Origin of the sequence: Pseudonocardia yunnanensis (genome assembly GCF_039534065.1) — a bacterium.
Classification (GTDB): Bacteria; Actinomycetota; Actinomycetes; order Mycobacteriales; family Pseudonocardiaceae; genus Pseudonocardia; species Pseudonocardia yunnanensis.
The window spans coordinates 303,013-322,210 of record NZ_BAAAUS010000013.1 but is presented as its reverse complement, the minus strand read 5'-3'; the positions used below and the strand labels follow the sequence as shown (position 1 = coordinate 322,210).

At 68.0% G+C, this 19,198-nt stretch carries 18 protein-coding genes; 9 read left to right on the top strand and 9 right to left on the bottom strand.

Features of this window, described 5'->3' with window-relative positions; genetic code table 11:
- The first annotated feature begins 322 nt into the window (after positions 1–322).
- Positions 323–967: a hypothetical protein gene (locus ABD743_RS15330; protein WP_344722716.1), complete on the top strand. Its 645-nt coding sequence runs from the start codon at positions 323–325 to the stop codon at positions 965–967.
- 113 nt (positions 968–1,080) lie between these two features.
- Here the strand turns inward: ABD743_RS15330 and ABD743_RS15325 are convergent, their stop codons facing one another.
- Entirely contained in the window at positions 1,081–1,278 is a 198-nt protein-coding gene (locus tag ABD743_RS15325) for a hypothetical protein (protein WP_344722715.1), read from the bottom strand.
- A gap of 457 nt (positions 1,279–1,735) precedes the next feature.
- Here ABD743_RS15325 and ABD743_RS15320 point away from each other — a divergent pair, with 457 nt between their 5' ends.
- Together ABD743_RS15320 and ABD743_RS15315 are read left to right on the top strand one after the other, a co-directional pair.
- Entirely contained in the window at positions 1,736–3,643 is a 1,908-nt protein-coding gene (locus ABD743_RS15320; protein ID WP_344722714.1) for a S9 family peptidase, read from the top strand.
- Positions 3,644–3,755: 112 nt separating this feature from the next.
- Positions 3,756–4,427: a hypothetical protein gene (locus ABD743_RS15315; protein ID WP_344722713.1), complete on the top strand. Its 672-nt coding sequence runs from the start codon at positions 3,756–3,758 to the stop codon at positions 4,425–4,427.
- Between the two features lie 178 nt (positions 4,428–4,605).
- On the opposite strand, the gene ABD743_RS15310 is transcribed toward ABD743_RS15315, so the two are convergent.
- The 5 genes from ABD743_RS15310 to ABD743_RS15290 are packed head-to-tail and all read right to left on the bottom strand — an operon-like array spanning position 4,606 to position 9,839.
- Entirely contained in the window at positions 4,606–7,404 is a 2,799-nt protein-coding gene (locus ABD743_RS15310) for an eCIS core domain-containing protein (RefSeq protein ID WP_344722712.1), read from the bottom strand.
- 42 nt (positions 7,405–7,446) lie between these two features.
- Complete coding sequence (locus tag ABD743_RS15305; protein ID WP_344722711.1) at positions 7,447–7,638, bottom strand: hypothetical protein; 192 nt, start codon at positions 7,636–7,638, stop codon at positions 7,447–7,449.
- Between the two features lie 51 nt (positions 7,639–7,689).
- A complete protein-coding gene (locus tag ABD743_RS15300) occupies positions 7,690–8,046 on the bottom strand; it encodes a hypothetical protein (protein ID WP_344722710.1) in 357 nt (118 codons plus the stop codon).
- Positions 8,047–8,100: 54 nt separating this feature from the next.
- Complete coding sequence (locus ABD743_RS15295) at positions 8,101–8,259, bottom strand: hypothetical protein (protein ID WP_344722709.1); 159 nt, start codon at positions 8,257–8,259, stop codon at positions 8,101–8,103.
- A gap of 47 nt (positions 8,260–8,306) precedes the next feature.
- Entirely contained in the window at positions 8,307–9,839 is a 1,533-nt protein-coding gene (locus ABD743_RS15290) for a DUF2252 domain-containing protein (protein ID WP_344722708.1), read from the bottom strand.
- Positions 9,840–10,103: 264 nt separating this feature from the next.
- Here ABD743_RS15290 and ABD743_RS15285 point away from each other — a divergent pair, with 264 nt between their 5' ends.
- The 3 genes from ABD743_RS15285 to ABD743_RS15275 all read left to right on the top strand — a co-directional run bounded on the left by ABD743_RS15285 (position 10,104) and on the right by ABD743_RS15275 (position 13,541).
- Positions 10,104–10,256: a hypothetical protein gene (locus tag ABD743_RS15285; RefSeq protein ID WP_344722707.1), complete on the top strand. Its 153-nt coding sequence runs from the start codon at positions 10,104–10,106 to the stop codon at positions 10,254–10,256.
- A gap of 533 nt (positions 10,257–10,789) precedes the next feature.
- The gene (locus ABD743_RS15280; RefSeq protein ID WP_344722706.1) at positions 10,790–12,007 is read left to right on the top strand and encodes a chloride channel protein; all 1,218 of its coding nucleotides are present in this window, start codon (positions 10,790–10,792) and stop codon (positions 12,005–12,007) included.
- A gap of 382 nt (positions 12,008–12,389) precedes the next feature.
- On the top strand, positions 12,390–13,541 hold the full coding sequence (locus ABD743_RS15275; protein WP_344722705.1) for a hypothetical protein: 1,152 nt from the start codon (positions 12,390–12,392) through the stop codon (positions 13,539–13,541).
- Positions 13,542–13,981: 440 nt separating this feature from the next.
- Here the strand turns inward: ABD743_RS15275 and ABD743_RS15270 are convergent, their stop codons facing one another.
- Positions 13,982–14,260, bottom strand: a complete 279-nt coding sequence (locus ABD743_RS15270) for an SHOCT domain-containing protein (protein WP_344722704.1) — start codon at positions 14,258–14,260, stop codon at positions 13,982–13,984.
- A gap of 175 nt (positions 14,261–14,435) precedes the next feature.
- Positions 14,436–14,708 (bottom strand): hypothetical protein, encoded by a 273-nt coding sequence (locus ABD743_RS15265; RefSeq protein ID WP_344722703.1) that lies wholly within the window; start codon positions 14,706–14,708, stop codon positions 14,436–14,438.
- 101 nt (positions 14,709–14,809) lie between these two features.
- On the opposite strand from ABD743_RS15265, the gene ABD743_RS15260 reads away from it, so the two are divergent.
- From ABD743_RS15260 to ABD743_RS15250, 3 genes are all read left to right on the top strand, one after another.
- A complete protein-coding gene (locus tag ABD743_RS15260; RefSeq protein ID WP_344722702.1) occupies positions 14,810–15,967 on the top strand; it encodes a cysteine--tRNA ligase in 1,158 nt (385 codons plus the stop codon).
- A gap of 129 nt (positions 15,968–16,096) precedes the next feature.
- On the top strand, positions 16,097–17,056 hold the full coding sequence (locus ABD743_RS15255; protein ID WP_344722701.1) for a universal stress protein: 960 nt from the start codon (positions 16,097–16,099) through the stop codon (positions 17,054–17,056).
- A 113-nt stretch (positions 17,057–17,169) separates the two neighbouring features.
- Positions 17,170–17,940 (top strand): inositol monophosphatase family protein, encoded by a 771-nt coding sequence (locus ABD743_RS15250; RefSeq protein ID WP_344722700.1) that lies wholly within the window; start codon positions 17,170–17,172, stop codon positions 17,938–17,940.
- 21 nt (positions 17,941–17,961) lie between these two features.
- Here ABD743_RS15250 and ABD743_RS15245 read toward each other — a convergent pair whose 3' ends face one another.
- On the bottom strand, positions 17,962–19,134 hold the full coding sequence (locus ABD743_RS15245) for a site-2 protease family protein (protein WP_344722699.1): 1,173 nt from the start codon (positions 19,132–19,134) through the stop codon (positions 17,962–17,964).
- Positions 19,135–19,198 lie beyond the last annotated feature (64 nt).

Genomic DNA, 19,198 nt, shown 5'->3' with positions numbered 1-19,198 from the left:
TGTCCCCTTCAACAGGACTGCACCGCAGACAGCTGCTTCGTCACGTCCGGGCAGCGGGCGTCCGGCGCTGTGATCGAGACAATCCCGCTGGTACAACCGCGGGCGGTCGTCGACCGGGTCACGGCTGAACGCTGGGGCGAGCGCATACATTCGAACCTACGACCCCACTCCCATCGGGGCGGCTCATTCGCGGATAACGTGACGCACAGCATCATCTACTGCCTCCGTACGGAGACCGTAGGACAATAGCTGTATGGGAAAGGGAGCCCGTCAACGACATCCGGCTGCGTCCTCGGCGCGAGCCCGGGCCCGAAGCGGATCGGTGGCCTCCGCCCGCCGTACCCGGCCATGGGGCTGGTGGATCGGTGGCGGCGGCGCTCTCGTCATCGTGCTGGTGATCGCCATCCTCGCGGTGACCACCAACCGCCCCTCGGCCGCCGGGGCGTCATCGGCATCGAAGATGGACACCAACGCCGCCCTGCTCGCGACCACCGCAGGGGAGGCCAACGGTGCTCCGGTCGACGGGGTGGAGGCCAACTCCACCGAGCAGCTGGTCTTCCACATCCACGCGCACCTGCAGATCTACGGAAACGGGCAGCAGAAGCTGGTGCCCTACGGAGTCGGGATCGTGCCGCCCTATCAGCTCGAGCCGTCGCAGAACGGGCCGTTCGTCGACGCCGGCAGCGCCATCTACTGGCTGCACACCCACGACGAGACCGGCGTGATCCACGTCGAGTCCCCCGTGCAGCGAACCTTCACGCTCGGGGACTTTTTCGACATCTGGCACCAGCCGCTGAGGCCCAACCAGGTCGGCTCGCTGACCGGGCCGGTCACCGCGTTCGTCAATGGGAAGCAGGTGAACGGTGACCCACGCACGCTCCCGCTTGGCGCACACGACGTGATCCAGCTCGACGTCGGGGGGCCGGTCGTCCCGCCCCAGCCCTACACCTTTCCTGCTGGCCTCTGACCTACGCCACTGTCTGGCCAGATTGCCCTGTCGCACTCGCGACGGCGTTGAGGACGTCACCCGCGGCGTCATGCCGTCCGGGTCGATTACCTGACCGCAGGAGCGTGAACCCCTCAACGACGATCGGAGGGCCTCCGCAGACTTTGGTAGTCGGCCACGCGCTGCGCCAGCTGCTCAGTCAACCGGTGCACCTGGTCCAGCTGGGCCAGGGTCCTCCGCATGCCGATATCCCAGGTCTCGCGCAGCTCCTGCAGCGCACACCTCGTCTCGTCGATCGCAACGGCCAGCTCATCACGCGCGCGGGGCCCCACTCTTCTCGGCACCTCCAGGTGTGGGAACGCAGCACGCCGCCGAGCAGCGCGCCGCCGATGAGCAACGCGACCGAGCCGATGATCAACAGTGGCCCCCGGCCACTCTCATTTTAGTGGCGCCGTCGGACTGTCGTTCTGCTGTCGTTCGACAGCTGCCGCGGTCCGCAACTGGTTGAAGCGGACCCTGGAACACGCCGACCTGCGCGACGTCGACGGCGGCCCGATCAGGTTCCTCCCGCACGATTTCCGCAGGTTGTTCGCTACCGAGGTCGTCAACACCGGCCTGCCGAGCAGCTTGCGGACCGGACCACGCTTATGGTCCGAAGTGCTTATCTGCACCTCGACTGGCCGGGCGTTGGGGTGCTGCACCGCCGGTGCAGCTGCACACTTCGTCCGAGCGCGCCAAGTGGAATGACTCGTCCATGTGGTGCGCTGTTGACGTTGGCACACTGATCGCATGAAAGGTTTGACCGCCGAACTCGTGGTCGAGGGTCGCGTCCCGCAGAGCCCGGCTCTCGCTCCGAACGGGCATCTGCTCTGCTACGTTCTCGCCCCCACCAGCCGAATCGGTGACCACCTCGACACCGCACTCTGGCTCGCCGACATCGAAGGCGACGGTGCGTGGCGGCGGGCGACAGCCGACACCGCGACGGAGTCCCGGCCTCGCTGGTCCGCGGACTCGCGCTCGCTGTACTTCCTGTCCGACCGCGACGAGCGTGGCACTCTGCAGCTGCACCGGCTCACCCCCGCCGACGGCGTGGTGATCGCGTTGACCGGCTGGCGCGCTGGCATCGTCGACCACCTGCCGCTCGCCGATCCCAATCTGGTCGCTCTGCTCGCCGAGGACGAGCCCACCGAGCAGGACACGCGCCGCGCCCAGGACCGCGACGACGCCATTGTCGTCGGTGAGCGCGAACCGCGTGCTCGGCTGCGCCTGCTCGACCTGCGCACCGGCCAGGTCACCACCCCGAGCGTGTTCGGCGACCGGCACGTCGTGGAACTGCGGCAACGACCCGACGGTGGCCCGCTCGCCGTACTCACCCAGGCCAGCGCCGACAAGGACTACGGCCCCCGCACCGGCCGACTGCACCTGTTCGACCCCACCACGGGGACCGCGGAGGACCTCGGATCGGTCGAGGCCGACGCACACTCTCTGGCCTGGTGGCCGGCCGAAGACGGTTGGCACCTCGGTTACATCGCCCTCACGCCACCGGTCCTCCAAGCCGGCACCGCGGTGTTCGACCTGGCTATGGGCAGCCGCGTCCAGCGCAACCGCACCGCCGACCTTCCGATGTGCCCCACCGAACTGTGCCAGACCGACGCCGCCCCTCTGGTGGTGTTCGCCGACGGCCTGAACACGACCCTGGCCCGGCTCGACCCCGACGCTCCCACGCCACTGTCGCAGCACCCCGGCCACCTCGACGCCCTCACCACCACCCCCGCAGGCAAGACGATCGCGGCACTGACCGGAACCCGTTACCAACCCACGAACGTTCACGTCGGGCCACCAACCGGACCGCTGCGGAAGATCACGGACACCCGCCCCGAACTGGACGGCATCACGTTTGGCACCCAGCGACCGCTGGCCTATCGTGCCGCCGACGGCCTCGATCTGGACGGTCTGCTCGTACTGCCCGTCGGTAAATCCGCTTCGGACGGCCCGTTCCCGCTCGTCACGATCGTGCACGGAGGCCCCTACGACCGGTACGCCGATCGCCTCCAGTTGTTCTCGTTCCACAGCGCACAGCCACAGTGGCTGGCCACCGCTGGATACGCGGTATTCCTGCCCAACCCGCGCGGCGGCCAGGGCCACGGTCATGAGTTCGCGGCCAGCGTCGCGGGCAGGGTCGGCCGGGAGGAATGGACCGACATCCTGACCGGCATCGACCTGCTCATCGCCGAGGGCATCGCCGACCCCGACCGACTGGGCATCGCCGGCGGGAGCCACGGCGGGTTCATGGCCGCCTGGGCGATCGGGCAGACCGAGCGGTTTCGCGCCGCGCTGGTCAACGCCGGTGTCATCGACTGGGGGATGCTCGCCGCGACCGGGGAGTACGGCCAGTTCGACGTTGCGCTTGGCGGCAGCATCGGGTGGGATGGGATCGGCCCGCACCCGCATGACGCGGTCAGCCCGGTCTCCTTCGCCAGCCGCGTCCGCACTCCGGTGCTGATCCTGCACGGTGCCGAGGACACCAACGTCCCGCTCGGCCAGGCCGTGTACTTCCACCGGGCACTGCGCCACTTCGGCGCCGAGCACGAATTCGTGATCTACCCCAGAGAGGGCCACTCGATCCGGGAACGCAACCACCAACTCGACGTCCTGCGCCGCACCTGTGCCTGGTTCGACCGCTGGCTCCAGCCCTGATCGGGAACGCCTGGTCCTGGCGTGGTTGTTCCCATACTGACGACTGGAAGAAACAAAGGCGGTCTTGGGCAGACCGTGCCGCAAGACGTGCTCGCCCACTTCCTCTGTGAACGTGACGTGGCTGCTGCTTGAGGATGTCGTTCTGCTGTCGTTCAACAGCGTCTTGACCGTGCGCCGATGGTCAGCGGAAGTGGTCGAGCACTGGGTCACACACGGGCTCCCCTACTTCGGCTACGGCCTGGACCTGTTCCCCACCGAACGCGGCACGCTCGTCTCCGAAGCCGCTCGCGGCGCACGGTTCCGCCGCTACCGCGACGACCTCGGCCTCGACGACCGGCTCAACCTGCAACAGCCCCGGCGTTACACAGCGCCACGCCGAACTCGCCGCGGCCCCCGACAGCCGCTACGCAGCCCTGGTCATCGGCCGCGATCCGATGGCAACACGACCGCCGCTCCCACCTTTCGAAGGGCAAGTTTGACAACCCGATTCCCTGCCTGGGACGCCGCGCTCGTCCAACAGGTCGCCGACGTCCTGGGTGAGACCTCCACCGGACTCACCGGCCCCGAGATCGGCCACCTGCTCGCCGTCGTGGGCATTCCCGACCCGGGAAGCGGCATCACCAAGCGTCACCGGCTCGGCGCCGCCTTCGTCCATCAGCAGCAACGCGATAACGCGTCGAACTGCGTGATCCACTTCATCACGGAGGCGATGAGGCCAGTCCGCTACGTCAAGGAACCCGGGTTGCGCACGCTGCGCCAGGACGCCCTCCTCGGCGCCACGTGAGTGAGTGGCGACCCCCACCGTGCGGGGAGCCGTCTCACGATCAGCGGTGGCCCAGTGCCGCGAGACTCGGGAAGATCACCGTGCCGGGGGGCCGACTGCCGCCACAACTGGCTCGCCCGGCACGGTCAGGGGGCGCCGCAGCGCTGCTGCGGCCGCTGCTTGACGACGGCCTCCAGCTTCATGCCCGGTTCTCGTCGACGTGCACGTCCACCCGCTCACCTCCTCGTCCTCCTGACGATGAGGTGATCCGCACATCCTTCGTGGCGACCTCGGATGTGCCGGGTGGCTGGACCTCCGCCAGCGCAACGGCGATGTGAGCACGAAGAGCGCCCTCGACCGCCTCCGCTCGTCTCTGCCCGGTGTCCTTCGCGGTGTCGCGCACCAGACTCCGTGGAGGGCTGGCGAATCCGACCACGTCGATCGTGATCCGAGCACTGCCGGGCGCATGCGGCTGTACGGCACGTTTGGCAACCTGGCCAGCTAGAACGGCCACCAGCTTCGTCTGCAGGTCGCGGAGGACGGACACGCCCGCCTCGAAGGGGATCGACACGATACCCGGCCGCCCTGGCGGATTGAGACGTGTGGACGGCCGCACCGGGCGACCTGCCGTGGCCGCATCGTCAGCGGCCCGCACCCTGTCGGCGATCATGCCGGTGTTCTTCTCGAGCTGTTCGACCGACAACCCTTCGCGGCCCCCGAAGAGGCGCAACTCCAACAACGCCAGCGGAACCTCTCGGTTACCGAGGTCGTCGTCCATGCGCTTCGAGTTGGTGCGCACACCGAGCATCTCGTACTGGTCGAGTTGCTTCCCGAGCTTCAGCTGGCGTAGCGCGTTGTCCCAATACGCTTCGGCGGTTTTCCCTTCAGGGGTCACCGAGAGCTTGAGGAGCTGACCCGGCTCGGGGGGATCGATTCCGCGCCGTTCGAACGATTTCGTGACGAGATCGGAGAACGCCGCTCGATAGCTGGACTCGAACTCCAGGGCCAAGCTTTCACGGTTCTCCTTGAGGAACTTCTTGACCTTGTCCGACAAGGCCCCACGCATCGCCGCGAGCGAGGTGCGGGAAGCGACGAGCGTGTGGTTCTTCACGGCGCGGTCGTGGTCGTCCTCCGCTCTGACCAGGCTCGACAACCTTGCCCCGACCTGCGCGGCCGCAACCGCCATGAAACCCCGCAGCTCTGCGACGTCCCGGAGGTGCGATCGATCGTCCAGCGAGTCGGCCAGTTCCTGGTCGTAACCCTGCTTGCTCTGCTCCTCCGGTGGACGGTCCAGGCTCGTACGCAAGCTGGCGAACATCGCGGCCACACGATCAGCGAAGGCCAACGCGTTCAGGTCGTTCTTGCGTGCGTAGACGAAGCTCGGAACCGTCTCGGCCCCTTCGGTCATCCCGCTCTGCGCCATCGCCATCACGTCGTAGACGCCGCTCAGCGGCACGCCGACCGTGTACTGGGCGTACCGGTGCGATTGCGTCATCCCGCCGGTCGGTTCGACCAACGGCACATCGGCGAATGCCGGATCGACCACGTAACCCTCGCTGGCCGGGAAGATGTCCTTCAACGTCGCATCTGGACCGGCCGCCTTCAACCGGCGAACCGCTTCGTCGATGGCGGCGAACGTCTGCTTCCTGTCGGCTCGGCTGCGCTCCCCGGTCATCGCGGTGGTCGGCGTGCTCACGATCTCGATGATGTGATTGCCCTGGAACGTGTCGAAGTCGATGACGAAGGTAGGCGGCCCGGACTCACCGATCCGAGGCCCCTCCACGACGCTGGCGTATTCCATGTCGGGAGGTGGACTCACCGCGAATCCGGTCTCGAGTTCCACCCCGACGGCACGCTGCACGGCGATGGCACCGCCTGACGGCGCGACAGCCTGGTCCGGTACGCCGCTGGGTGCGGCGGCGTCCGTGTGCATGCTGTCCACGGGTGGGGTCTGTGCCCTGGGCGAGCCCTGCACGACGGGGGCCATCGCGGGCTTCTGGTGCGGTGTAAGGGACCGAGTCGCAGGAACGGACGAGGTCAGCTCCGACTCCATCGGGGCCGCGTCGATGGGCTCGGAACCCGTAGCAGCTGTGCTGCTGGCGGTGGCCGACCTCATCACCCGAATGGCATGCGTCTCTGCTGCGCGCTCGAACCGGTCGGAGGGATCGCTCACCTTCAGACCGGAGCCGTTGTCGGTGCCTGCGACCGCGCCCCAGCGTTGCTGCACGACATGGGCTAGTTCGTGAGCCAGGGTATGTCGGTCGGCGCCGCCGCTGCCGATCACCACATGACGGCCAGACGTATAGGCGCGGGCCCCCAACTCGGCTGCGGAGCTTTCGGCGGCGTGGTCGTCATGGATGCGAACATCGGAGAAGTCCTCACCGAATCGTCCTTCCATGTCGGTGCGGATCGTCTCGTCAAGGGGCCGACCGCCGGAACGCAAGACGTCATGAACAGCGGAACGCTGCACCTCCGGCTCCTCACTCTGGCCGAGACCATGCTGATGCCGACCCTCCACCCCCTGCGCCCCGGGATGTCCAGCCCGCCGGAGCATCTCCACCACGGCCGCGTTACCGACGCTCCTTTGCAGAGCCATCAGGCCCATAAGGGGCATGCCACCCTGTGTGACTGATTTACAGGCGGGTGCGCGCTGGGACTCAAGGCCGGTCGCTTTGCGGTTGTCCTGGTCGCGCATCGATCCTCCTTCTGTCGTGTGTCCTTCTGAAATACCCGAGGTAGGAATGGAGAAGCCGGGCCGAAAAGGGCACACTTCACTGCTCGTGCAGACACGACAAAGTTCACGCCCGCCGGCGCGGGTATGCCAGGAGTGGAACGCTGCCTGCGCCAGGCGCGCCACGTGTTGCGCCCGCACGCTCACCCTCGGCAACACTAACCGATTGTGGCGCAGCCAAGCCAGCGCGTGTTCAATAACGTTTTCGATCTCTCCGCTTGCGCCGTACATGCTCGCCGTGTAGAACGCCCGGAACTTCCGGTCCACCGCATGGTCTTGAACTGGTAATAGCAATACCAATCAGATCTCTCACGCGTGGTCACACATCGTCTGCCGCCGCTCCGCGTACCGCTTCACACGGCGCGCCCCCGATCCCCCACTGCTCGGCCAGGTGACCCACCCCGACCACGGCACGTCCAGCGGGTCCTCGCCCAGAAACGTCTCCACATACCGCACCGTGCACAAGATCCGCTGCTGCCGCCGCCGGGACACCGACCTCATCAAGGCCGTCCTCGTCCTCATCCACGCCGGGTGACACCGAGTGGAAAAGGTTCACTGACCCGTATCGCCGCGCTGTCCACCGACCAGATCCTGTCCACCCCGGATGGCCTGGCCATCGCGCTCGGCAGTGAGCCGGCCGCGGTCCCGGCTCCGTCCGCCGAACTCGTGCTCGACCACCTCACCCGACGGCCAACTCCAGACCAACAACTGCCCCGACAGCCACTGGCTTTCCCAGGTATCCGCCCGGGTCAACACCTGGCTCCGAACACCATCATGATCAGACTCCGCGCTCTGGGAATCGACTTGCGGGGAGCCCGCAACGCCGCGATCAAGGCACTCGTTCAGCGAGTCCCACCACCGATCGTCGCGTCGCAGCTCGGCTACCGCCCGGGAGTCGCCCAACGCCACTCTGAGCTGGCTACAGCCCCGAACAACCGCTACGCAGCACTGGTCACTGACTCGTCATTGAGATGACACCACGGCTCGAATAACGCCAGATCGAATATCAGCGGCTACCGGCAACCTGTCAGGCCTGAGCCGCACCTGCGGACCGAACTGATCCTTGGCCCCGGCCGCCAGCTTGCGCCCAGCGGGCTCGAGGTTCTGCAGGGCCGTCTTCATGGCGCCTCCTCCCCGCGACGCTGCCCGCAGCAAGCCCTACCGGATCGTCAGACGCCCTCCACCGCTTTCAGCCTCCCGGATCCGACCGCGTTCACGAACTGCTGGTAGTCCTGCTCGTTCTGATCGGCGTACCGCTCGGAGAAGTCGGTGATCGATTTGTCGAACGTATCGCCATCGCCGAGGTACTCGGCGATGGCGATCGGGTCGCCGGACCGGGCGTGGGCCCGCGCCAGCGCCCACCCACAGATGCGTGCGTAGAACGTGAGCCCGACCGGTCTCGCCATCTCGACGTCCAGCGAGCCTTTCATGTCGCGCAGCTGGCGCCAGTAGAACTGGCGGCGCGTGTCCAGACCCTTCGCCCAGCCGAGATAGATGTCGCTGGAGGCCTGCATCATCCGCTGTCCCTGCACCACTCGCTCGCCGTGCTGCCGGTACCGACTCTTGGGCAGGTGTCCCTCCAGCACCGAGGCTGTGGCCTCCTTGACCTGCAGGAACAGCGGGTCTTGCGCGTCGCGCCCCTGGAGCAGAACGATGAACGCCCGGGTGCCGACGCTGCCAACGCCGACCACCTTGCGGGCCGCGTCCACGACCTGGAAACGCTCCAACAGTTTGCGCCGGTTGTCCTCCAGGGTGGCCCGGTAGGCGCGGAACTGCTCCTGGATCGCCGGCATGACCTCGTCCGGAGACAGGCCGTAGGACGCGGCCAGGTCGCGCGCCGGGACGACGATCGGCGGCTGGCTGACGATCCGGTACTTCCCGTCGACCATCTCGCCGAGCTTGGAGAGCGCCTGCAGGCTGTCGCGCGTATGCGCCTTCGTCATGATCTTGTCCGCCAGCTTCTCCGCCGTCTTCGTCGCCTTCTCCCCCTTCTTGGCCGACTTCTCCTTCTTCTCCGCCCGCTTCTCCTGCTTCTTCGGCCTCTTTTCCCGCTTGTCCGTCTTCTCTTCCTTTCTGGCCTTCTTCTCCTGTGTGGCCGTCCCGGACACCACGCTGCGGATCGACGCCCTGAGCTCATCCTCGTCCAGATGGGCGTACCAGATGTCCATCGTCCCCATCTGCGCGAACGAGGCCATCGCCTCCCGATAGGCCCGCACCGATGCCAGCGTCACGTCGCGCGTGTCCGCCTTGGAGAATCCGTTGTTGCGACCCGCGATGGTGAAGCTCGCCGCCATCCGCTTCACGTCGTACTCGAACGGCCCGGGCAGGGTCTCATCGAAGTCGTTCACGTCGAACAGCAGGAGCCGTTCGGGCGAGGCGAACAGACCGAAGTTCGACAGGTGCGCGTCGCCGCACAGCTGGGCCTCAAGGCCGGCCACCGGCGTGTCCGCCAGATCCGCCGCCATGATCTTGGCCGCGCCCCGGTAGAAGGTGAGTGGCGAGACCATCATCCGGCCATGGCGCACCGGCACCAGATCCGGCTCTCGGGTGGCATCCTGCTTCTCGAGCAGGGCGACCGGGTCGGGGCGGTCCGAGGAAGGTTCCCACTTCGTATGGCTTGACAGCGGCGCGCGTTCTCGGGCCTCTGAACCCATGGCTTTGCGCTCGTCGACGCTCGGATGAGAGATCTTCCGCACGGCCATCCGGCTCACCTCCCGTGCTGACTGTCTGCCTACCCACCCGGCTCCGGGCCACGTGCGCGCCTCAGGCGCAAGACCCGAGCACCGCTCCTTGTTGCCCCTGCTCATCGACGCTAGGCGCCAATGGCGGACAGGACGTCACCCAGAAAGGAGGACTGCCGCTCGCGTCCATGGGCCCGGGCAGCGCCCGGCCGGCCTGACGGAAGCGCAGGTATGCGGCGGCAGTGCCCAAAGCTTGCCATCGGCCAGCCTCACGAGCATCTGATGATGACGGCTGAACCGCCTGAGAGCCCGATAGCCGAAGCAGCCCGCAGCCTCGAGCCGCACTGGATCTTCCCGGACCAACCGGAGGTCGCGCTCGCCGGGCGGTTCCCGGCCGGGACGGAGTCACGCGAGCACAAGAGGACGAGGCTGCACTGACGCGACACCCTCATGGCGCCTGCGTCGGATGGCTGGCAGCCGCTGTTTCAGGTTCTGTTGGTGGTTGTCCGGCGGGGCCGTGTCGACAGAATCTTCGGGATGCCCAGGTGGGTGACCCAGGAAGACCGCGGATATGACGGCGAGGAAGTTGATCACCTGTTCCTGCCGCGATTGACCAGGAGTCGGTCGTACTACGCCGAGGCCCCCGCAGACGGCCGATCCAGGACTCGGCCGCACGGCCTTGAGTCCAAGCGGAACTGCACACACGTCCGGCGGCCCTGCCACATGCTTGCACGCTGCGGACCGTCGACGCTTCGTGCCACCCTGGCCGCCACGCGCGTTCCCGACACGGTCGTGGTCGGCATCCCGGTCGGAAATCTGGTGTGTCGGGAGGAGTTCGCCGCGGTGCCGGCGACTGTCGGGGTCGAGGAGTCGACTGCGAGGAGATTCTCGTCATGAGCGCAACGTCCGAACCCGCACCGTCACCGCCGTTCACGCACAATCGGGAGTTCTGGATCTTCCTAGGGTATGCGGTGGCCCTCGGGGTGTTCGGCGCGTTCGCCGGTCTGGTGTTCATGGGAGTGATCGGGTTCGGGGGCCGCTGGTATGTCGATTCCGATACGGGCTGGTTCGGCGGGCAGTGGTGGTGGGTGGCGGCCACCGCGGCGGCCGGTGTCGTCGTGGGGCTTTTGCGCCGCTTGACGCGGCTGCCCGAGGAGATCCCCGGCCTGATCGACGACCTGAAGGACGGGCACGTCGACCCGCGATTGGTACCTGGGATCGCGGTCGTCTCGGCGGTGTCGCTAATCGGCGGCGCCAGCCTGGGCCCGGAGAAGGCCCTCGGGTCCATCGGCGGCGGAGCCGGCAGCTGGATCTCCCAACGACGCAAGCTCAGCCAAGAAGACTCGCAGCTGACCACCTTGTCCGGCTTCGGCGGCACGTATGGCGGGCTGTTCTCCAGCACGGTAATCGTGGTGATGTTCATCCTGGAACTCGCTCGCCCCGGTGGTCGACGGTTCGCGAAGGCCCTCGTCGGGGAGATCGTTGCATCGAGTGTCTCCTTCGGGATCTACTTCGCCATCGCCGGCGCCGTCTTCCTCGACGCCTACCAAGTTCCGCAGTACACGTTCGAGAACTGGCAGATGCTGGCGGCGATCCCTCTGGGCCTGCTCGCGGTCATCGTGGTGACGTTGCTGGTGGTGTTCGTCCAGCTAGCGTCACGGCTGTTCGAGCTGGTGAAGCTCCCGGGCGTCGTGCGAACAACGCTGGGGGGTGTGCTGTTCGGGGTCGTCGGAGTGGTACTGCCATTAACGATGTTCACCGGTAGCGATCAGCTCAAAACCGTGCTGGACGATGCAGGGAAACTGGGCGTGGGGCTGCTCGTTGCCCTCGTGATCGCCAAGCAGTTCACGTTCGCGGTGAGCCAGGCGAGCGGGTTCATTGGCGGGCCGATCTTTCCGACGTTGTTCATCGGAGGAACCGTCGGGGTCCTCGTGCACGAGGTGTTGCCCTGGGTTCCCTTGGGCCTGACGTTCACCTGTCTGCTCGCCGCTGTCCCGGGGTCGATCGCAGCCGCGCCGTTCTCGATGGTGCTGCTCGCTGCGTTCCTGACCCAGATCGGCGCGCTGCAGACCGCGCCGATTCTGATCGCCGTCGTCACCGCATTCCTCACCATGGAGGGGGTGAAGTACCTCGTCGCACGCCGCAAAGAGGCGCGCGCAGCCACGAGGAAGCCCGCAACACCGAATTGAGTGTGCTCAGATGCCATGCCGCACTCCTAAAGATCACGAACCGCCTTCTGGGCGTTGACCGCTCGCCGGAGCCGACCTCGGCGCCAACCCGTTCGGGCTATCACCGACCGACGTGGGCCGGGGTCATCCGGGGCGGGTGGGTACAGGGAGTCACCCGGGCGGCAGAGTCGACCCATGCTCGCTGCGGTCAGGGGCGGTGGGCTCGACCTGGTCTCGGAGGTAGCCCGATGTTCACGCCGAACGGCCCGACGGAGGTACGGGGGGCCGTCGAGCCCGAGCAGCCGCACCCGGTTCTGGTCGTGGGGGGAATGGCACGGGTTCTCCGGGCTGTGGCGGCGCATGAGCTTCCCGACCCCGGCCACGGGATCGAGCAAGAGTCCGGATGAGCAACGGCACGGCAGGCTCGCTGGCCGCAGGACCGCCGCACAGTAGCGGCGGCGCGGGCGCGCAGGTGTGCGTCCTGCTCGCTTGCTTTGCCGGGCGGAAGCAGGCCGCGAAGATCCGCAGGCAGCTGGACAAGCGGATCGGGCAGAGCGGGGACGCGATTCTGGATCAGGTGATCGTCAAGATCAACGCCCGGCACAAGGCGCTGGTTCATCACCCGCGCCGGACCCTTGCGGGCATCCTGACCCCTGCGCTGACATGGGGCGTCTTCGGTCTGCTCGCCGGAGGGCTCAAAGGCCTGGGGGTTTGGGCGGTGATCGGCGCCGTCTGCGGCGGCCTATTCGCCTATTACTTCGAGCACGCACTCACCAAAGACGAACTCACACGCATCGGCAGCCGACTACCGGCCAACTCCTCAGCCATCGTCGCCTTCGTGCACGGATCCGATCCCCAGCGAATCCTCTCGTCCGCCGCCGGCTACCAACCCGCGACCGCCAGCGTCGCGGCGATCACCACGGACTTGACCGCCCAGGTGTACCGCGACGCCGCGCAACTGGCCGAAACCTCGGCCACTCGAGCAGGCGCGGCACCGGCAACGGCCGGAGACCAGCCTGCGGAACTGAGCATGCTGCTGGTGCGGTTCGTCGGTGAGCGTGCAGCCCGTCAGGCCGTGGCCGATCCCAGTACCGCTACGCGTCAGGACCAGAAGGCGCCGCAGGTCGAGCTGGTCATTGAGACGAACGAGCACGGCCGGCGCCGGGTCATCAACCCCAACACCGGAGCCGCCACCTTCTCGAAAGGCGCTGCGATTGGCTGGGGCCTTTCCGGCCTGGCGTGGGGGGTCATCGTGGGCTTCGCCGGCGACGGCGGGGTCCTCGGGGCCGCCGAGAGCGGGCTGGTCACCGGTATGTTGTGGGCCGTTCTCGGCCTGGCCGCCGGCGCACTGTACGGCCTGTGGGCAGGGCGCAGCGTGTCTGCCCGCCGGCTCAGAGGGCTCGATCCGATCCTGCCGCCCGACACCTCCCTCGTGGTCGCCTGGGCGGAGGGCTCGCCTGGCCGGCACACCATCGAGCGGTGGGCAAGGTCCGCGTCGCAGCGATTGATCCTGCGCTTCACCCCAGTGGCACACGGCGCCGTGCTGGAGGTGTGACAACGCGACGAGGCACCAGAATGCAGCTGCGCCTGGGCGCCGGGGACAAGCCGATCACACCAGACCGGGGCGGTGCGCAGACCTCAACCGGACCAGGGACGGTCGGCGACTTATCACCTGACCCAAGGACCACTCGACGGGGCCACAACTCGGCACTGGCCGGCCGGCTACAGCCTCGCCCATCTCGGCCCGAACACGATTGGGCTGCACCGCCTGGTCCACGCCGTGGTCCTGGCCCGACTCGACCTCGGAGATTCGAATCGGCGGCGGGTGCTTCCGGCTGAAGCGGCGACGACACCTGAGCCAGTCAGCCGTGGTCAACCAGGTAGCCCCGCGCGTGTGGGGACGACATCCCCGGTGATGCCACGGTCGGAGATGACGGCGGAGCCGTGAGCAGCTCGCTGATCATGTTCGATGAGTGTGACCGGCCGATGGCGGGCTCATTGCCGGGACGCAGAGTCCCGACCGGCGTCAACGGCCTTCAGATTGTCCAGAGCACGCCGGTACTCGGTCTCGTCGATCTCCCCGCAGGCGTATCGCTCGGCAAGCAGCTGTTCCGGAGTCGGCCGCGACGGGACGGACGTGGCGTCATCAGTCCCACGGACGTAGCGGATGAGCGCCGCGACACCCGCGATCACCAGCGCCCAGAAGAGGATCACCGTGACCGTCACCGCCAGCCACGCCCATCCGGTCATGTCACTGCCCCACCAGTACATCATCGGAATCTCCTCGCTACGTGGTGCCGATTTCCGATGGGGCGATCCTGCGCTGTGTGGGCACACAGGATCAGAGGACGAAGTCCCTTCCGACGCGCCACAGGACCTCGCCGCCGCTCCCCTTTTCCGATCGCCAGGCCGGCGACGAGAGGCTACGTACGGTCTTGGGAGGAGAGATTCATGCTCGCGGAGCCACGCGGTTTCGCGACGACGCGCGCCGCCCCTGCTCGAGCGTGCCGATCCGGACGTTGCTGAAGTCGAGAACGACGCCGTCGGGATTCGCCTTACCCAGACGGGTACCGCTGTGGTCACGGACCACTCCGTCCGCCGAAGCCGTGCCGATCCGAACTCCGCTGAAGTCGTACATGCTGCGCTCAGCTCCCCTCTCGCGCTCGATCACCTTGCCCAGCTCCGACTCTCGGCCGACAACGGCGGCGCCGGGACGGGTCAAAGGATGTGCGACACGGGGGCGAGGGTCCTCTGTGCGGGGAGGGCAGCCAGAGCCGAACGTGCCGGGTCGTCGATCTGGATGCGCCGTGCCACGATGGGGCAATGGCGGGATCGGTGGATCTTGCAGGTGGTTCGGGCTACGGCGTCCGGGCGAGTCCGCTCGACGTGCTGAGACTGGCGGGTGAGCCGTTGCCGCTGACGATTCCTGCCCGGATCTACGTCTGCGGGATCACTCCGTATGACGTGACGCATCTGGGCCACGCTTCGACGTTCGTGTGGGCCGATGTGGTCGGGCGGGTGGTCCGCATGACGGGCGTCGACACGGTTCTCACGCGCAACGTCACCGACGTGGATGACGTGTTGACGCGCACGGCCGCCGAACGAGGTCGCCCCTATGACGAGTTCGGCCTCACGCAGGAGTACTACTTCGACCGGGACATGCGCGCGCTCCACGTCCGGGCCCCGACGCACGCACCGCACGCACGCCACCACATCGAACACGTGGTCAGGTTGGCATCGGCGCTACTGGCGGCCGGTGCCGCATACGAACGCGACGGGCACGTGTTCTTCCGCGGCGCCCACGTGCCGGGCGCGGCGGGCTTGCCGAGGGACGAGGCGTTGGCTCTGTCGTCGGAGCACGGGGACCGACCGGACGACGACCTGCGGGACGACCCGTTCGACGTTGCCGTCTGGCATCCCGCCGGCAGCGGCGATCCGGCGTGGCCGAGCCCGTGGGGGCCCGGTCGTCCGGGCTGGCATGCCGAGTGTGCGGCGATGGCGCTCGCCACGCTCGGCGGTGTGGTGGATGTGCTCGTCGGGGGCGCCGATCTGGCGTTCCCGCACCACGCGTACCAAGTTGCGATGGCTCGGGCCGCCATAGGCGCCACCCCGTTCGCGAGGCGAGAAGTCCGGGTGGGAACGGTCGGCCTCGACGGACTCAAGATGGCCAAGTCCACGGGGAACCTCGTGCTGACAAGCGATCTCTTGCGCGGCGCGTCGGGTGCAGGCGTGCGTCTCATGCTGCTGGACAGACGCTGGAACGAGGCATGGGACTACCAGCCGAACGCGCTCCGGGATGCGTCGCAGCTGCTGGAGGAGCTGTACACAGCGGCCGGCAGTCGCGGCACATCCGCAGCTGCGGTCACCGGCGTACGCGCCGCCCTCCTCGACGATCTCGACGTGCCGACCGCCGTTCGGATCGCGGTCGAGGCAGGCGGGGACGCCGCCCGCCAGGTCATCCGCACGCTCGCCCTGCAGTAGCACCCCGATCGCCAGCCCCTGTGCAGGGCTCTGGACCCTCGGATCGGGGCCTAGCGGTCCTGTCGCCCACGGTGTCCCCACCCCCAGGCTGGCAGTCACAGACGGGGCTGAGACATCGAGGTGACCTGGATGAACGCGATCGAACAGGACGCCCGCACATTCGACGAACCCGCAGTAGTCGTGGGGGTCGACGGGACACGCACTGCGCTGGACGCGGTTCGGTGGGCCGCCGCCGAGGCGCGGGTGCGTGGTCTCCCGCTGCGGATCGTCCACGCCGCCCCGTACGTGAGGGGCCAGGACGGACCAGCAGCGCGACGTGCGCGTGACATCCTGGCCCGCGCCTTCACCGTCGCCCGCCGCACCGAGCCCGGGCTGTCCGTCGCCACTCATTGCAGTGGGCAACCTCCTGCCGACTCCCTGCTCGCCGCTTCCGAAAACGCCCGGCTCCTCGTGGTCGGTATGGGTGGCGGTGAACGCCCCCAGGAGGTTCTCATCGGCTCCGTCGCCCTGGACGTGTGCGGATGCGCACCCTGTCCCGTCACCGTCGTCCGTGGCCACCTCGACCGGACGGGATGGCGTCCCGTGCTCGTCGGAGTGGACCGACCCGTCGACGATGCCGCTGTGCTTGACGTCGCGTTCGCCGACGCCCGGCTTCACGGCGACCGTCTCGTCGTGCTGCACGCCCGGCACGGCACCGGCACCGCGTACGAGCGCGCGGCGGGGCACGACCAGGCCGCCCACATGGCCACCTGGGACCGGCTGGCCGACGAGCTCGCGCCGTGGGCGATGCGCTTTCCCGACGTTGCGGTGGAGCTGGAGATCAGGCACGGACAACCGACCCCCACGCTGCTCGCCGCCGCCGTCCAGGCCCGGATGGTCGTCCTGGGTAGCCGCGGGCGCAGCGCTCCTGCTCGGGCTCTGTTCGGGTCGACCAGCCGGCAGGTGCTGCGCCGCAGCACGGTGCCCGTGACGATCGTTTCTTCTCGAGCCGCCCGTCCGGAGGACGCCGAGCCCGGTACCACCCCGGACCGGGAATCCGTCGCTACCGGCGCCGACCTCGATCCACATGACCGCAGCCAGCTCTGGTGATCATTGGGCTTGGTCCGGCCAATCGGCGGTGTCCCTGTGGCGGAACCGGGGCCAGCGTCTTGTGAACGGCCATCTCCGTATCCGTTCCTTGCGACCTGACGAGGCACCCTGTCATGAGGCATGACCCAGGGACGGCGACTTCCCAGGACCACAGAGACGCGACCGAGATTGCCACCGCTGCCGGCGAAATGCTTCTCGATCTCCAGGTCGACCTGCTCGGTGCCAACCGTCGCCAGGACGAACTGCAGCTCATAGCGGACCGATCTGCCAACGACCTGATCCTGCAACAGCTCGCTGTTCGTCACCCGGACGATCCCGTTCTGTCCGAGGAGGAAGAGGACCCGACAAGCAGGCTCGCGTCAAGGCGTGTGTGGATCGTCGACCCCCTCGATGGGACGCGCGAGTTCGCAGAGGGGCGCGACGACTGGGGGGTCAACGTCGCGCTCGTCGTCGACGGTGTCCCTGTCGTCGGAGCCGTGGCGGTCCCCGGCGTCGGAGACACCCTCAGCACCTCACACCCCCCGGGCCTTCCCACACGCGCACCGTGGCCGCTCATCGTCGTGAGCCGAACTCGGCCCCCGGTGTTCGCCGCGGTGATGGCCGAGCAGCTTCGTGCCGAACTGAGGTCGCTCGGCAGTGCCGCGGCGAAGACCGCGGCCGTCGTCACCGGCGAGGCCGACATCTACATCCACGCAGGCGGCATGCACGAATGGGACTCCGCAGCCCCGGTAGCTCTCGCAACGGCCTGTGGTCTGCACGCATCACGGATGGACGGGAGCGCTCTGCGCTTCAACCAACCCGAGCCGCTTCTCCCGGACCTGCTCATCTGCCGCCCCGAACTCGCTGACGAGGTGCTCGGCGTGGTGCGAGAGGCACTCGACTGACGGCTGGACCGCACGGTCCCGTCACCCCCGCTCGGCTGACCCACCCCGCGACGCCGTCGGGCCGGAGCCGCGCCGCAACGCCTGCAGCTCGACGGTGCGCTGGAGATCGGACGAGGTGATGACACCGACGACGCGGCCGTCCTGCTCGACGACGAGCACGTCGCGGCCCGGCGCGATCGGCCGCTCCAACACTTGCTCCAGCGGGGTTTCCGCGTCGAGCCTGTGCTCGGACGGCAGCGGCCGGGCCACCGCCTGGACGGTTGTGGTGAATCGGGACGCCGGATCAACCGCAGCAAGATCGGTGAGGCGCAGGACGCCGACGGGCCGCCCGGAGAAATCGATCACGGGGAACACGCGGTACCGGGGGCTGTCCGGCGTGACCAGCCGGTCGATGAGGGCCTGTACCGTCCACCAGCCTTCAGCCAGCGCGGGTTCCCTCGACATCACATCAGCGGCCGTCAGGCCCTGGACGCTCTCGGCGAGCACACCATGGACGCGCTCTGCGCCGGCCGCGAAACCGAGGAACCCACCGACCAACAGGAGCCAGAGCCCATCCGGACGGCCCTTGAGCACCAGGAAGATCCCCAGTCCGGCGAGCAGGCCACCCAGGATCTGGCCTGCGCCGGCCGCAGCCCTGGTGGCACGCTCGCGATCACCGAGGGCCCACCAGATCACCCCGTGGAGCACACGGCCCCCGTCCAGCGGACTCCCGGGGAGCATGTTGAACACCCCGAGCATGACGTTCACTGTTGCGAGCCAGGACAGGACCGCGCCGATCAGAGCCGGTGCTCCGAGCCACGTGGTCGCCCGTGCCACACCAGCGAAGAGGCCGGCCAGCGCGAGGCTGGTCAACGGGCCGACCAGAGCGATGCGAATCTCGGCGGCGGCCCGGGCCGGTTGCTGCTCCAGCTCGGAGACCCCGCCGAGTAGCCACAGCGTGATCCGCCGGACGCCCAGGCCGGCGCGGCGCGCGACGAGCGCGTGAGCGAGTTCGTGCGCCAGCAACGAGAGCACGAGCACCAAGGCCGCCACCGCGCCGGCAAGCAGATACGCCGCCGGCGCCCTGCCCGGCACCAGCACCGGCAGCACCGTCACCGCCAGCAGGTCTCCGAGAACCAAGACGCCGACGAGCGCCGACCAGTGGGCGCCGACACGTATCCCGCAGATACGCCCGAACGACACCGTTGCCCGCATTGCGCCTCCCGCTCTGCACCTGCTCATCCGACGGACGGCCGCTCGCACGATGGTCCGGCCGCGG